This is a genomic window from Mycobacterium sp. DHQP2018-32-09, from assembly GCF_058148405.1.
Genome location: NZ_JBYVYK010000029.1, coordinates 23,941 through 38,763, shown reverse-complemented (window position 1 = coordinate 38,763; position 14,823 = coordinate 23,941). Strand labels below are relative to the sequence as shown.

15 protein-coding genes are annotated in these 14,823 nt (G+C 67.9%); 4 read left to right on the top strand and 11 right to left on the bottom strand.

Annotation, left to right across the window (positions count from 1 at the left end; genetic code table 11):
• The first annotated feature begins 121 nt into the window (after positions 1–121).
• The gene (locus AC30CM_RS15520; RefSeq protein WP_490117787.1) at positions 122–787 is read left to right on the top strand and encodes a helix-turn-helix transcriptional regulator; all 666 of its coding nucleotides are present in this window, start codon (positions 122–124) and stop codon (positions 785–787) included.
• 31 nt (positions 788–818) lie between these two features.
• Here AC30CM_RS15520 and AC30CM_RS15515 read toward each other — a convergent pair whose 3' ends face one another.
• Positions 819–2,537: a 3-ketosteroid-delta-1-dehydrogenase gene (locus AC30CM_RS15515; protein ID WP_490117786.1), complete on the bottom strand. Its 1,719-nt coding sequence runs from the start codon at positions 2,535–2,537 to the stop codon at positions 819–821.
• A gap of 132 nt (positions 2,538–2,669) precedes the next feature.
• Here AC30CM_RS15515 and AC30CM_RS15510 point away from each other — a divergent pair, with 132 nt between their 5' ends.
• The gene (locus AC30CM_RS15510) at positions 2,670–3,818 is read left to right on the top strand and encodes a 3-ketosteroid-9-alpha-monooxygenase, oxygenase component (RefSeq protein ID WP_490117785.1); all 1,149 of its coding nucleotides are present in this window, start codon (positions 2,670–2,672) and stop codon (positions 3,816–3,818) included.
• On the top strand, positions 3,815–4,126 hold the full coding sequence (locus AC30CM_RS15505) for a ferredoxin (RefSeq protein ID WP_490117784.1): 312 nt from the start codon (positions 3,815–3,817) through the stop codon (positions 4,124–4,126). The genes AC30CM_RS15510 and AC30CM_RS15505 overlap by 4 nt, the downstream gene beginning before the upstream one ends.
• 51 nt (positions 4,127–4,177) lie before the next feature.
• On the opposite strand, the gene AC30CM_RS15500 is transcribed toward AC30CM_RS15505, so the two are convergent.
• A complete protein-coding gene (locus AC30CM_RS15500) occupies positions 4,178–4,789 on the bottom strand; it encodes a TetR/AcrR family transcriptional regulator (RefSeq protein WP_490117783.1) in 612 nt (203 codons plus the stop codon).
• 252 nt (positions 4,790–5,041) lie between these two features.
• Between AC30CM_RS15500 and AC30CM_RS15495 the strand changes: the two genes are divergently transcribed.
• Complete coding sequence (locus AC30CM_RS15495; RefSeq protein ID WP_490117782.1) at positions 5,042–5,974, top strand: hypothetical protein; 933 nt, start codon at positions 5,042–5,044, stop codon at positions 5,972–5,974.
• Positions 5,975–6,076: 102 nt separating this feature from the next.
• On the opposite strand, the gene AC30CM_RS15490 is transcribed toward AC30CM_RS15495, so the two are convergent.
• The 9 genes from AC30CM_RS15490 to AC30CM_RS15450 all read right to left on the bottom strand — a co-directional run bounded on the left by AC30CM_RS15490 (position 6,077) and on the right by AC30CM_RS15450 (position 14,822).
• Positions 6,077–6,859, bottom strand: coding sequence for an SDR family NAD(P)-dependent oxidoreductase (locus tag AC30CM_RS15490; RefSeq protein WP_490117781.1), 783 nt, complete (start codon positions 6,857–6,859; stop codon positions 6,077–6,079).
• Positions 6,860–6,877: 18 nt separating this feature from the next.
• Entirely contained in the window at positions 6,878–7,954 is a 1,077-nt protein-coding gene (locus AC30CM_RS15485; RefSeq protein ID WP_490117780.1) for a hypothetical protein, read from the bottom strand.
• On the bottom strand, positions 7,944–8,981 hold the full coding sequence (locus tag AC30CM_RS15480; RefSeq protein ID WP_490117779.1) for an alpha/beta hydrolase: 1,038 nt from the start codon (positions 8,979–8,981) through the stop codon (positions 7,944–7,946). Before AC30CM_RS15480 ends, AC30CM_RS15485 begins: the two co-directional genes overlap by 11 nt.
• Before the next feature lies 1 nt (position 8,982).
• Complete coding sequence (locus AC30CM_RS15475; RefSeq protein ID WP_490117778.1) at positions 8,983–9,846, bottom strand: SDR family NAD(P)-dependent oxidoreductase; 864 nt, start codon at positions 9,844–9,846, stop codon at positions 8,983–8,985.
• Positions 9,843–10,334: a nuclear transport factor 2 family protein gene (locus AC30CM_RS15470; RefSeq protein ID WP_490117777.1), complete on the bottom strand. Its 492-nt coding sequence runs from the start codon at positions 10,332–10,334 to the stop codon at positions 9,843–9,845. Before AC30CM_RS15470 ends, AC30CM_RS15475 begins: the two co-directional genes overlap by 4 nt.
• Before the next feature lie 78 nt (positions 10,335–10,412).
• Positions 10,413–11,477 (bottom strand): acyl-CoA dehydrogenase family protein, encoded by a 1,065-nt coding sequence (locus AC30CM_RS15465; RefSeq protein ID WP_490117776.1) that lies wholly within the window; start codon positions 11,475–11,477, stop codon positions 10,413–10,415.
• Complete coding sequence (locus tag AC30CM_RS15460; RefSeq protein WP_490117775.1) at positions 11,474–12,628, bottom strand: acyl-CoA dehydrogenase family protein; 1,155 nt, start codon at positions 12,626–12,628, stop codon at positions 11,474–11,476. The genes AC30CM_RS15465 and AC30CM_RS15460 overlap by 4 nt, the downstream gene beginning before the upstream one ends.
• Entirely contained in the window at positions 12,625–13,401 is a 777-nt protein-coding gene (locus AC30CM_RS15455; protein WP_490117774.1) for a crotonase/enoyl-CoA hydratase family protein, read from the bottom strand. The genes AC30CM_RS15460 and AC30CM_RS15455 overlap by 4 nt, the downstream gene beginning before the upstream one ends.
• Positions 13,398–14,822: an aldehyde dehydrogenase family protein gene (locus AC30CM_RS15450; RefSeq protein ID WP_490117773.1), complete on the bottom strand. Its 1,425-nt coding sequence runs from the start codon at positions 14,820–14,822 to the stop codon at positions 13,398–13,400. The genes AC30CM_RS15455 and AC30CM_RS15450 overlap by 4 nt, the downstream gene beginning before the upstream one ends.
• Position 14,823 lies beyond the last annotated feature (1 nt).

Here is a 14,823-nt window from a genome sequence, read left to right as displayed (position 1 = left end):
TCCCTTTCGGTAGGTCGTGTGCCTCAGGATCGCGACTTCCGGCACGCACGTGCAACGGCCCGTCCCATCCAGCGGGTTGATCGTGCAAGGTGCGGTGACCTGGGTTGTTACCCTTGGCTGCGTGACGGACTCCGCATCAACGGGCAAGCCGCAGCTGGCCGCGACCAGCTGGGCCCTGTTGGGGTTGCTGTCCTACGAGCACGAACTGTCCGGGTATGACATCCGCAAGTGGACCGACTGGAGCATGCGGTTCTTCTACGGCAGCCCGGCCTACAGCCAGATCTACTCGGAGCTGAAGAAGCTCGAGAAGCTGGGCCTCCTGACGTCGAGGGTCGAGAACAACGGCACTCGCGCTCGCCGGCTGTACAAGATCACCCAGAGCGGCCTGGACGCAGCCACCCGGTGGGCGCGGGAAGCGCCGCTGGAACCGCCGTCGTTGAAGCATCCTGCGGTCCTGCGGATCGCGCTGGGCCACCTCAGCGATCCCACTGCGCTCAAGGAACTGCTCCAGGAACACGTCGCCTACGTCGATCAGATGCAGCGCGACGCCGCCACGGAGGCACGGTGGGCCGCCGCCGAACCCACGTGGGCCTACGCCAAGATCGCGCTGGATTGGGCGGACCACTACTACACCTCCGAGCGGGAGCTGACCCTCAAGCTCATCAAGGACCTCGACGAGGCGGAAGCGAAGTTCCCGAAAGTTGGTGAGGGCGCCAAGATTCCGTGGCCGGAGCCGACGTCCTGGTACGAGATCGAGAAGCGGGTCGAAGCCGAGGACGCCGACTAGGCCAGTCGGACGCGGCCACGCCCCCCACGTCTCAGACCGGGGCGAGCCGTCGACGTGCGGCGTCCAGTGCGGCGATGTAGCCGTACACCAGCCCCTGGGCGATGGTCGCGCCGGCACCGGGATAGGTGTGCCCGAAGGCGTTGGCCGCGGTGTTCCCGATGGCGTAGAGCCCATCGATGACCGTGCCGTCCTCGCGTAGCACCCGGGCGTGGTCGTCGGCTCGTAGACCGCCACAGGTTCCCAAGTCGCTGAGCACCATCTTCACTGCGTAGAACGGGCCCTTCATCAACGGACGCAGATTCGGATTGGGGGTGACGGTGGGGTCGCCGTAGTACCGATCGTAGGCGCTGCGGCCACGCTGGAAGTCGAGATCCTGCCCAGCGGAGGCATTCTCGTTGAACCGGGCTACGGTCGCGCAGAGATCGTCGACGGGTACGCCCATCTTGGCGGCCAAGTCCCCGAAGTCGTCGGAGCGAACGGCGATCCCCGCGTCGTACCAGCGCTGCGGTATGGGCATCCGCGGGAACAGTTCGGCGGCGAACACGTAGCTGTTGCGGTACTGCTGATCGAAGACCATCCACATCGTCTCGACCGGTGTTCCGGCGTTCTCCAGTGCCAGGATTCGTTGCCCGAAGCTCATGTAGTCCGACGATTCGTTGGCGAACCGCCGACCGTGCTGGTCGACGATGAACGATCCTGGCAGGGACCGTTCGGCCAGTAGGACCGCCGGCGCGGCGTCCGGCAGCGGTGCGACCGCGGGGAACCACCACGACTGGTCCATCGAGTCGATTCCCGCACCGACGTCCTGCCCGATGCGGATGGCGTCACCGGTGTTGGTCTCCGCTCCCAGACTCAAATGCTCACCCAGGCTTTCTGATTGGAACTCGTGCCGCATGGCCATGTCGTGGTCGAAGCCGCCGGCGGCGAGCACGACGCCGCGCCGCGCGGTGATGGTGTAGCCGGCGCCGCGGTGTTCGACCTTGGCGCCGGTGACCCGACCGTCATCGGTGGTCAGCGACGTCAGCGTCGTGTCGAGCCAGATGGGGATGCCCGCGCGGATGGCGCCGGCGAACAATCCCGCGGCCAGTGCCTGGCCCCCCGCGGCGTAACGCCGACCCAGGAGCAGTCCGCCGACGCCCTGTGCGAGCCGCTTGGCGATGGTCGGAATGCCCTTGCGGGGAACGCGGCTCATGAGGTTCAGCCACCGGTAGTCGGCGCCGGTGGTGGGCATGGGGATGCTCACCTCCATGATTCCGGGCCGCAGAGCCGAGCGGTACTGTCCCAACACGGCCGTGTCCAACGGCCGGCATTCGCAGGTGCGTCCGGCCGCCGATCCGCCCGCCGCCTCGGGGTGGTAGTCCGAGTACTCCTTGGCCCAGAACAACTTCATCGGCGTGGTGCGGCGCAGCATGTCGACGGTCGCGGGCAGCTGCTCCAGGTACGCCGTCGAGCGCGAGGCCGGCGCGGAATCGCCGACCACTGCATGCAGATAGGTCTCGGCGCGGGCCGACGGGTCGACGCCGCCGCCTTCGGCGATCACGCGACTGGCCGGGAGCCACAGCGCCCCACCCGAGCGCGCCGTGGAGCCGCCGACGACGGCGGACTTCTCGACGACGAGCACCGAAAGTCCTTGCTCGCGAGCCGCGAGGGCCGCGGCCAGACCGGTGCCCGACCCGACGACCAACAGGTCGACCTCGGTGTCGGAGATGGTCAAGCCGGCCGGGATGGTCTGGTGGCGGGGGGCGGTCACGGAGGCGACGATAGGCGCGGTTGCGCCGACGCGAGTTCCGGTGTCCTGGTGAGCGGAACGCCGACCTGTCATCGGCGCCGTCGGGCAGTTGGATGGACGTCAGCAGCCCACACGATCGAAGGACGGCACACGATGACGACGCACGCTGACGCCGACGACATCCGGCTCATCGAGGCCGGCTCGGCCCCGACGAGGTTCGCGCGGGGATGGCACTGCTTGGGGTTGACCCGCGACTTCGCCGACGGCCGACCACACCAGATCAATGCCTTCGGGCAGAAGCTGGTGGTCTTCGCGGGCGAGGACGGCGCCATCAACGTTCTCGACGGATACTGCCGGCACATGGGTGGCGACCTCTCGCAGGGGGCCGTCAAGGGCAACGAGATCGCGTGCCCGTTCCACGACTGGCGCTGGGGCGGCGACGGGCGCTGCAAGTCGGTGCCCTACAGCAAGCGCACCCCGCGATTGGCCCGCACGGCGTCCTGGCCCACGCTGCAGCAGGACGGGATGCTGTTCGTGTGGAACGACCCCGAGCGCAAGGCGCCGCCTGCAGACGTCACCATCCCGCGCATCGAGGGTGCGACCAGCGATGCCTGGACCGATTGGCACTGGTACAGCACCGTGGTGCACACCAATTGCCGTGAGGTCATCGACAACGTCGTGGACATGGCGCACTTCTTCTACATCCACGGCTCGTTGCCCACCCACTTCAAGAACATCTTCGAAGGCCACGTCGCCACCCAGTACATGAAGAGCGGCGGCCGCCCGGACCTCGGTGACCCCGAGGGTTCGAGGATCCTGGGCACCACGTCGTTGGCGTCCTACCACGGCCCCTCGTTCATGATCGACGACCTGACCTACCACTACCCGGAGTTCGATCAGCGCACCGTCCTGATCAACTGCCACTACCCGATCGACGCGAATTCCTTCGTCCTGCAATACGGCATCGTAGTGGAGAAGAACGCGTTCATGCCCGACGACCTGGCAGTGCAAACCGCCGTCGCACTGGGTGACTTCGTCAAGATGGGCTTCGAGCAGGACGTCGAGATCTGGCGCAACAAGACGCGTATCGACAATCCGCTCCTGGTGGAGGAGGACGGCCCGGTCTATCAGTTGCGGCGCTGGTACGAGCAGTTCTACGTCGACGCCGCCGACGTGACACCCGACATGGTGGACCGGTTCGAATTCGAACTCGACACCACCCGGCCCAACGAGGCGTGGATGAAGGAAGTGGAGGCCAACATAGCCGCGCGCTCGGCCGCGACGTCGGCGTCGGCCGGATGACCGCCCGTCCCGACATCCGGCTGGCCGACGCGCCGATGGTGCCGGTGGTGTGCCGGCGGTGCGGCGCGTGCGTCGAGGCCCGCAAGAGCAGCTGGAATCAGACGAGTGTGCAGTGGACGGCAGAGGCGTCGGGGCAGTGCCAGGAACGTTGGCAGGCATCGCAATTGAATCGCTACGGCGGCGGGTTGTTCCTGGCGTGCGCTGCGCTCGCAGAGTCGATCACCGAAGCGGTCCGCAGCGGCGCCCTGCCGGTCGTCGACACCGAACCGTCGGTGCCTCACCTTTCCCCGACCGTCGACTCTCACTGAGCCCACCGCGATGACCGAACCGGCCTGAGATGGATGAGCCGCCGGGGTGGGTCAGCGACGATCGAGGGGTTTCAGGGATCCGGTGATCATGCGCATCGCCGACGACAAGGTGGCTCGCAGGCGCGGGAAGTCGCCATCGTCGGCCCAGCCGACGTACGCGTACCGGCACGCTTGGATGATCAAGTGCGCAGGTAATTCGCGAACATGCGGTTCGCCGTCCAGGTCGAAACGGCGATCGAGGAAGTCGGTGATCGGCTCGACGAGGTCTTGACCCCAGTCCAGCCAGCGCAGCCGGTACTGGGGATCGTTGATCACCAGGGCCAGGAATGCGCGGTCGACGTCCATCCGTCCCCGCCGGGGCACTTCCGTGCTGAACGCTTCCACCAACGTCGCGACGGCATCGTCGTCGACGTCTGCTTCGGCCAGCACGTCGAGACTCAACGTGCCGAACCGTCGGAACAACGGAAGGACCACGTCCTCCTTGACGGGGAAGTGGCGGTGAAACGTCCGCGGCGCAATGCCGACGGCCTCACAGATCCGTTCCACCGTCGCCGAGGTGGACCCGGCAGCCAGGAAGATGTCGCGGGCGGCCAACGCGATGGCCAGGCGCAGCTCGTCGGCCCGTCGCGCGGTCAACGTCGCCGGCCTGCCTTCCACCGTCATCAACACAGCCCTCCTCGGCGACCAGCCCGCCAATCCTATCCACCCGATGTCGGACTTGAGCCGTCGTGGTCGTCGACGTCCCGTTGAGCGGGAACGCCCCACCGGCGACCAGCGCAGACCGCCTACAGTCTCCACTGTCAGAATCTGACATTGCGGCAGTTTCTGACATCCACCTCTCTCGGGGTGGCCGTGTGCGTGACAGCCCGCGACCGCGGCCCCCCACCCGATGCCGGCGCCCAGATTGGAGTCACGATGACCAGTGCCCCCGAGGAATCGACCACCGCGACCGAGGAATTGAACTACGACGACTACACCCACGACTTCATGGGGAAGGTTGGCAACATCCAAGACTTCTCTCGCGACTTCCTCCTTGGTTTGGCGCGCGTCTTCGAGGACGTGCTGAACTTCATGCCCTACGCGCACGTCAAGATCTATTCGGAGAAGGTCGGCATCAACGCTGCGATGGACGTAGCGGCCGAGGTCTCCCGGGCGGGTATGCGCCAGGTGCTGCCCATGGGTCGCTACCTTGCGCCGCCGGGATGGGACTGGAAGAACGCGCAATATCAAGCGATCCCCTTCGACGTCCAGACCGAAGACCTCAACAAGCCCGCCTTGATCCGGTTGATCAAGACCTACTGGGATCAGTACCTGAAGGGCCACAACTACTTCATCGATCAGTGGACGAAGATCATCCCCGAGGAAGAAGTCTGGCTTGGGCTGCCCGACATGTACCAGCTGATCATCGACTACCAGTACCCGAAGCTGGCCAAGGTCTTCAAGATCGAGCCGGTGCACGTCGTCGACTTCCTCAAGCTCGCCGTGTTGAGCATCGACGGCACCCTGGGCTACGGCGGAGAGTACATCGTCTACAACCCCGACCACGTCGTGCTCAACATGCGGCGGTGCGAGGTGCTGCAGAAGTACACCGACGAAGGTCTGTACCCACCGGCGCGGGCGTGGATGAACTGCACGTTCGAGCAACGCATCTCGGCACCGTTCTTCCCGGGCTGCAAGCTGGCCATCAACTTGCCGCCCAAGGACTTCACGTTCGCCAAGGGCGAGCCGTTCTGCGTGTGGACCTACACGCGTGGCGAGGAGAATCACGCCGCCGCCGCTGCGGCCCCCGACCCACGCAAGTCCGCCATGGAGCGCATTCCGCTGATGGACGTGACGGTGTCGAAGTGAGCTGGGCTGCGTCGGTCAGGCGGACATCCGCCCGACCGACGCGGCGTCGGCTCAGCGTCGACCGGTCGGCGCTGAGCCCCGATTGGCCGCACTCCGAAGTGGTCATGCGTGCGCGCCCCCGTCGACGCGGATCTCGGTGCCGGTGATGAACGCGCCGTCGTCGGACGCCACCATCGCGATGACCGACGCGACGGCGCTGGGATCGCCCAGGATGGCGTTGTCGCGGCCGTGCAACAGCGGGGTTTGCTTGGCCCACAGGCCGAGGTCGTACCCCTCGGGCATCTTGTCCAGGGTGCTGTTGGCCAGCGCCGTCGCCACGCCACCGGGCTGGATGTTCACCGCACGCAGGCCCTGCTTGGAGTACTCGAGGGCCAGCGAATGGGTGAAGCTGAGGATGCCACCCTTGCTGGCCGCATACGCGGCCATGTACGGGTGGGCGAATGTCGCGGCGGTCGAGGTGAAGTTGACCACCACGCCACGTCCGCAGGACAGCAGCGCCGGCAGGGACTGACGAGTCATCAGGAAGGTGCCGGTCAGGTTGACCGCCAGCGTCCGGTTCCAGTCGGCCAGGCTGGTTTCGTGCGTGTGCGAACAGGTCTGCAGCGCCGCGACGTTGACCAGCACGTCGAGCCCGCCCAGGTTGGCCACCGCGGTGTCGACGGCGGTGACGACGTCGTCTTCGGCAGAGATGTCGAGCACCGCGGTGGTCAACTGCTTGTCGGTGCCCGCCTCGGCGGCGGCGGCCGCGGTCGCGTCCAAGCCTTCGGTGGAGATGTCGAAGGCCACGACGGTGGCGCCTTCGTCGAGCAGTCGTGCGGTGGTGGCCGCGCCGATGCCCGAGCCGGCACCGGTGACGATGACGCGTCGATCGGTGAAACGCTGCACGGTGGGGAGCCTTTCGTCCTATGCCAGCTGGAATGCGCTCAGCGGGGCTGCTTCCGGATAGGTGGTGGGCGCGCCGATGTCGTAGGCGGCGTTGAGCGCACCGATGAACGCGGGGTCGTGCAGCGGGTTCGCCGGAATGTCGAGCGCCACCCCCTGCTTGGCCAGGTTGTCGACGAGCATGTCGATGGCCTTGTCGATGGTGAGATCGTCCGAGCCGTCCATGTTCTTCTTGAGTTCGTCGTAGTCGGCGAAGACCTCTGCCGACCAGTGCACCAAGAACCGCAACTCGTCGGTGTGGTGACGGCCAATGACGTCATCACCGTTCTTCAGCAGCCACGAGTCGCGGTCGGCGGGGTCGCCGGTGAACACCGTGTCGAAGGCCAGGCCGGCCGGAACCTGTTGTTCCAGTGGACCGTTGGCCTCGCCGCGGTGCACCATCATCTCGTTCTGGACGACGACGCCGCGGTTGTTGATCGGCGGCAGCACCCGTCCGGGTGGCTTGAGCGGGCCTTCGGGCCAGTAGGTGAAGCCCGACTGTTCGTCGAGTGAGAACCAGGTGATGACCTGGGCCATCTTGATCAGGTAGTCGGTGAACAGCCCCGACTTGCCCATCACGCTGCACAGCCAGGTGGGGGCGTTCTCGTGGCGAACGCCGCGGAAGCTGGGGGAGTCCAGGTGGCCCGGATCGCGGTTGGCGCACGGGCCGTTGATGTTGAACAACATCAACTCGGGCTTGGCGTACTCGGCGTTCCAGTACCGCTTGGCGTGCTCGAGGAACGCGGCGTTGTAGAAGCAGTCGTGCAGTTCGGGGTAGAGCACCGTGCCGTAGTTGGCGAGGTAGCCACGGAAGGTCGGGGTGAGGAACAGATCCAGCGTGGGCTCGAAGCCCTCGGGGAAGGCGCCGCTCATGGTCGCCATCAGTTCGTCGGCCGACGCGAAGTGCTGGGCGATGATCAGCTTCCAGGGCCCTTGGGTGCGCACCACGTCGAAGAGGCGTTCCCGTTGGTCTGCGGTGTAGACGTCGGTGATCTCGTACGGTGGCGCGACGGGCCGCAGCACGTCGGACAGTTCGAGTCGGCGCTCGTCAGTCAGCATGTCGTTCTCCTTCGGTGATGTGGTTGTCGATTGTGGGTAGCGCCAACGTCGACGACGTGGCGGACGTCCGGTCATCGGGACACGCGGCGAAGTCGATGGCGTTGTCGAACTTCGCGCGCAGCAGCGCACCGATCTCGGCGATGGCCAGACGACCGCGCGCCGTGGCGTCCGAGCGCATCAAGAACCCGTGGTACATGCCGGGATAGCGGGTAAGGGTGGTCTGCACCCCGGCGTCGCGGAGACGCTCGGCGTAGCGTTCACCCCAGTCGCGGATCGGGTCGCATTCGGCGGTGACGACGACCGCGGGTGGCAGGCCGCTCACGTCGGTGGCGTGCGCGGGAACCTGATAGGGCGAGTGTGGGATGGCGCCGCGGTCGACGGTCTCGTGCATGAACACGATGTCGTCGTGGGCCAGCATGGGCGCATCCGGCATGGCGGTGATCGACCGGGCGCCCATGTCGCGGTCGAGGCCTGGATAGAGCAAGACCTGCACCGCGATCGCGGGCCCGCCGTGATCGCGGGCCGCCAGGGCGACCGCTGCCGCCAGCGATCCACCGGCGCTGTCGCCGACGACCGCGAGCCGATCGGCGTCGACGCCGAGGCGATCAGCTTGGGCGGCAACCCATTCGGTGGCGGCATAGGCGTCGTCGAACTGCGCCGGTGGCGGGGACTCCGGTGCCAACCGGTAGTCGACCGCGGCAACGGCGGCGCCGCTGGCCCGGGCCAGCTCGCGCGCCAGAGGTTCGAACGAGTGATTCGATCCCATCACCAGCCCACCGCCGTGGAAGTACACGAGGACCGGGGTTCGGACCGCGCTGGTGGGCCGGTGGAGCCGGATGGGAATGGGCCGCCCGGCGGGCCCGGGTGCGGTCAGGTCTTCGATGTGGGCCATCGGCGGCATGGGCGGACGTGGAGCGGATTCGATGCCCGCGCGCACGGCGCTGAGCCCGCGGGTTCGCATCGGCACCGGTGCGCCGAACGAGGCGAGCCGCGCTGCGGCATCGGGATCCAGTCGGGGAGAGGCCATGTCAGGTGTGGGTGGGATCGAAGCGACGTTCGGTCCGGAGCCGCGGAGCCTCTTGACTGGTGAGGACGCGGGCGCGTTCGGTCATTGCCGAGCCGACGTAGTCCGGCTGGGTGATGAGGTAGAACCGCCCCTCGGCGGCTTGGTCGAACACCACTTCGGCCGCCGCCAGGGGATCCATGGCGGCGGCCTTGATCTCGAGCATGGCCGCGCGCTGGCTCTCGGCGGCGCCGGTGTCGCCGCCGTCGACACCGCCGGCGGACTCGAAGATGTTGGACACGACGGCGCCCGGCAGCACCGCCTGCACGTGGAGTCGATCGGAGTATCCCGCCGCCTGCACCTCCAGGTGCAGGCATTCGGTGAGCGCGAGGACGGCGTGCTTGCTGGTGATGTAGGCCGCCTGCAGCGGCACGACCGCGACCCCGCCGATCGAGGACAGGTTCCACACCCACGCGGGAGTGTCGCCGGCGATCATGTGCGGCAGGAACGCCCGGATGCCGTGGAAGACGCCGTTGACGTTCACGTCGACGACGCGTCGCCAGTTGTCGACGGGGGTGTCCCACAGATAGCCGAATTGCTCGATGCCGGCGTTGTTGACCAGGAGGCGCACGGGTCCCAGCTCGCGGTACACCTCGTCGGCAAGGGCCTGCACGGCCTCGGCGTCACGGACGTCGCAGACCCGGTCGACCGCCGAGCCGCCTGCCGCCTTCAATTCACCGCGCAGCGCTGCGATGGCTGCGGCGTCGACGTCGACGAGCACGGTGGTCATGCCGAGCCGGCTCGCGTGGCGGGCCAGGCCCGCGCCGATGCCTGCACCGGCGCCGGTGATGACGGCGATGCCACCGCCGAACGTCTGGCGCGCGGTCATGCGGACTGCGTTCCGGCCGGCGTTGCCCGTGCCGCGTGCTCGGCGAACGGAATCGAGTCATCGGCGTCGAGCAACACGGTCATCGACGTGAAGACCAGGCCGTCCCCCGCGCGGTGGATGCCCACGTCGGCGACGCCGCTGGAGACGCCGAAGGGAACGTGGTTGGTGATCTGGTTGACGTATAGGTTGAAGCGGACGTGGGTGGTGTCGCCGTCGGTGCCGATGCGAAACACGTTGGTGGCGTGGTGCCGACACGGGTAGGGGTTCTCGTTGCGGTGCTCGATGAGCCAGGCGAGGGTCTGCGCGCCACCGTTGAGATCGGCGGCCAGCAGGTGCTCGAAGGGGCAGTTCCCCGACAGCGAACGGCTCCGGTAGCGCATCTCGTCGCCGATGCGCGTGGCCAGCTCGTCGAAGTGGCCCTCGTCGTAGTGGTACCAGAACCCGGCGATGAACTCCTGAACCTCTGACAGCGTGATCTCGTTGCTCATGACGGGTCAGTCAACCCGCGATGTGGCCTCGGTAACAGCGCTGGTGACCGGTCAGCGGAACACCCGCCGCGCCGTTCGCTAGTCGCCGCCGGTGATCAACGGCCACAGTCCTTTCCCGCCCGCGGCGGCGGCGGTGGCGGCGACTCGTTCGTCCCAGGAGCGCACCGAACCGTACTCCGAACGCCACGCCAGGGCGGCGCGCGTGACCTCGTGCAGGCGGTGTTCGCGGGTGGTGCCGATCGCGCCGTGCACCTGGTGGGCGTTGCGGCTGACGACCGAGGCGGCGTGTCCCGCGCACGACCGTGCGGTGGCGATCTGGAAGTCCAGGTGTGCCGCCGCCCAGTCGGTGCGGATGGCGGTGGTGAGGGCAGCCTCCGTGGCGGCGCGGGCCAGCGCGGCCTCGGCGGCCGCGTCGGCCACCAGATTCTGGATGGCCTGGAACTTGGCCAGTGGCCGCCCGAACTGTGTGCGCGACGCGACGTGGCCGATGGACATCTCCACCGCGCGGTCCACCGCCGCGCACACCTGGATCGCACGCACCAGCGCGAACTTGCGGGCGAGTCGGTCCACCACCTCCGATGGCACGACATCGCCTTCGAGCGTGCCGGTGTCGACGGTGAGAACGTCTCGCGGTTCGCCGATCAGGTTGTGACCCGGCCGCACCGACATCCGCGACGCCTCGAGGTCGGCGAGGCGATGGCGGTCCCCGTCGAACCACACCAGCACGATGCGGTCCACCTCGCCGGCCCACGGCGTCGGTCGCTGCGTGGCGTCGTCGCGGCCCACCACGTGGATGGTGCGGATCGCGTCGTCGACGGCGTGACCGGTGGCACCGAGCACCCAGCACGCCAACAGGTCGTGCTCGGCCAACGGCAGCCGTACGCCGTGGCGCACTGCGGCGGTGAGGAGTTCGACCGACTCCCACCACCCCGCGCCGCTTCCGCCGCATCGCTCGGGGGTGGTCAGCGCGACCAGTCCGAGTTCGTCGAGGCGTTGCCACAGCATGCGATCGACGCCGACGCGTTCACCGGCGGCCGGGATCGCGCGGCCAGCCGCGTGGTCGGTGAACACGGAGTTCATCATGTCGACGAGGTCGGCGTCGACCGTGGGCTCGGCCCCCACCCGTAGGTCCGTGCTGGTCATCTCATGCCCAATCCCCGCGCGATGAGTCCGCGCAGTACCTCGTTGGTGCCGCCCCGCAGCGTGAAGCCGGGGCGCTGATCGACCGCGGACGCCACCAGGGCGGTCCACTCCGTCGTGCTGGAGACGTCGTCACTGGTTCGACGGTCGGCGAAGTCCGCGATGTCACCTTCGACGGTGGTGCCGAGCACCTTGACGACGGCGGCCGGGACGTCGGCGGGCTCGCCGCGCTGCAGCGATCCGGCGACGGCGGTGGACAGGTGGTGCAAGCCGGCAACCCGTGCAACCAGCCGGCCCACTTCGGCATCGCCGGTCGCGGACCGTGTCGCCGGGTGATCGAGCGCGCGGCTCAGCAGCGGGAAGGTCGACAGGAACCGTTCCGGGCCGCTGCGCTCGAAGGCCAGTTCAGAGGTGACCTGAGTCCAGCCGTGGCCGATCTGGCCGAACACCCGGGCGTCGGGAACGAACGCGGCGTCGAGGATGACCTCGTTGAAGTGGTGTTGCCCGTTCATCGACACGATGGGTCGTACCTCTACCCCAGGGCCGTGCAGGTCGACGATGAACTGGCTCAGCCCATCGTGACGGTGCGCGGGATCGGCAGGGGCCGTGCGGGCCAGTACGATGAACGCGTGTGCCCGGTGTGCTCCCGAGGTCCACACCTTGGTGCCGGTGAGGGACCAACCGCCGTCGACGGGCACTGCCCGCGTCCGCACGCTGGCCAGGTCCGAGCCCGAATCCGGTTCGCTCATGCCAATTCCGAAGAAGCACTCGCCGGCCACGATCAGCGGCAGATAGTGGGACTTCTGTTTCTCCGTACCGTATTTCAGCAGCGACGGGACGATCTGGCGGTCGGCGATCCAGTGTGCGGCCACCGGTGCACCGGCGGCCAGCAGCTCCTCGGTGACGACGAAGCGCTCACCAAAGGTGCGGCCGTGTCCCCCGTAACGCGGGGGCACCGTCATCCCGAGCCAACCGCGCCGCGCGAGCGCCGCGGTGAACGCTTCGTCCCATCCGCACAACCACGAGTCGACCGACGGTGTGAACGCGCCTGCGGCGAGTTGCTCGGCGAGGAAGGCGCGGACCTCGACGCGCAGTTCCTCGGCGGCGTAGTCGGGCTGCGACGGGGGCACCAGACGCAACCGTGCGGCCGTCATGACGTCCTCCACTTGGCGATTCGCTGGTCGTGCTCGGCATCGTGATGGGCCAACGGCTGCATCGCCGCGGCCATGGCCAGCGTGGATTCCAGCGAGCCGCTCATCGATTCCTGCAACAGCCGTTTGGCCATCCGTAGGGCGTGTGGCGGGTTGACGGCGATCCGGTCGGCCAATGCTCGCGCTTCCGAGAGCAGTTCGTCGGGCGCGACGACCCTGCTGACCATGCCCCATTGCAGTGCGAGGTCGGCGTCGATGCGTTCGCCGGTGAAGGTCAGTTCGGCGGCGCGAGCGTAGCCGATGGCACGGGGCAGGAACCAGGTGCCACCGTCGCCGGGGATCAGGCCGAGGGTGACGAAGCTCTCGGCGAACGATGCGCGCTGCGAGGCGATTCGGATGTCGCACATCATCGCCAGATCGCAACCCGCGCCGATGGCGGCCCCGTTGACGGCGGCGATGATCGGCACCTCGAGCCGGCCCAGGGCGCGGGGGATGCGTTGGATGCCGTCGATGTACGCGCGGCGCTGCTGGATGGGGTCCAGGCCGAACATGCCTCGGCGGTCGGCCATCTCCTTGACGTTGCCGCCGGCGGAGAAGATCCTTCCGGCACCGGTGAGGATGACCGCACGAATGCCGTCGTCCTGGTTGGCCGCGTCGACGAGTGTCTCGAAACCGGTGATCACGTCGGTTGCGGTGATGGCGTTGCCCATCTCTGGCGCATCGATGGTCCACACCTGGACCGAGCCGTCGGTGTCGACGCGAAGGGGCGTACTCATCGGCGTCCAGTCAGTTGGAGGGACTTGGTCTGCAGGTATTCCTCGAACCCGAAGCGGCCGAGTTCGCGGCCGATGCCCGACTTCTTGTAGCCCCCGAACGGGGCCAGCGGGTTGTAGGCGCCGCCGTTGATGTCGAGCTGGCCGGTCTGCACGCGGCGGGCGAAGGCGATCGCGGTGTCGTCGTCGGCGGCCCACACGGCGCCCGACAGCCCGTAGGGCGTCGCGTTGGCGATCCGCAGGGCGTCGTCGTGGTCGGTGTAGGGGATGACCGCCAGCACGGGCCCGAAGACTTCCTCCTGACCGAGTTCGGATGCCGGGTCGACGTCGGCGAACACGGTGGGGGCGAGGAAGAATCCGACGTCGCGCAGGGGTTCGCCGCCGCCGACGACCAGTCGCGCACCGTCGTTCTCCGCCCGCTCGATGAACCCGCGGACGGTGTCGAACTGCGACCGGGAGGCCGACGGGCCGATGCGCGTGGCCGGATCCCACGGGTCACCCACGGTGTAGCGGGCCACGGCGGTCTCGACGAGGTCCAGCGCCTCGCCGTAGCGGGACCGTGGGACGACCATTCGGGTCCAGGCCATGCACGTCTGCCCGCCGTTGAGGAACGCGTTGCCGACCCCCACCTTGACCGCGGTCGTCAGGTCGGCGCCGTCGAGGATGACGTTGGCCGACTTGCCCCCCAGTTCCAACGCGACCTTGGTGATCGACTGGCCCGCCAGCTCGCCGACTCGGGTTCCGACCTCGGTGCTTCCCGTGAACGAGACGAAGTCGACGTCGGGGTGTACGGCCAGTCGCTCGCCGATGACCCGGCCGGGGCCGGAGACGACGTTGAGCACCCCCGGGGGCAGGCCGGCTTCGTGGCACGCCGCGACGAACTCGAATACCGACAGGGGTGCTTCGTTGCTGGGCTTGAGCACCACGGTACATCCGGCGGCGATGGCCGGAACGACCTTGGCCACCACCTGATACAGCGGATAGTTCCACGGCGTGATGGCCGCGACGACACCGTAGGGTTCGCGCAGCACCAGCGAATTGCCGATGCGCTCCTCGAAGTCGAAGGCGTCCACCACGTCGGCGATGCCCTTGGCCACCGCCAGCGGCACCTGGGTCTGTGCGGTCTGGGCGATGCGGACCGGGGCGCCCATCTCGGCGGTGATCAACTCGGCGATGTCGGGCAGGCGCTTCTCGAGGGCATCGATCACGCGATGCAGGCGATCGCGCCGCTCGGCGACGGTGATGGTGGGGTCGAAGGCCCGCCGGGCCGCCGCCACGGCGGCATCGACGTCGGCGGTGCCGCCGTTGGGTACGTGGCCGATGACCTTCTCGGTGGCCGGATCGACGACGTCGATGACGCCGCTGCCGGCCGGTGAGACCCACCGGCCGTCGATGAACAGCGTGGAGCGCTCGTAGGTGGGCATG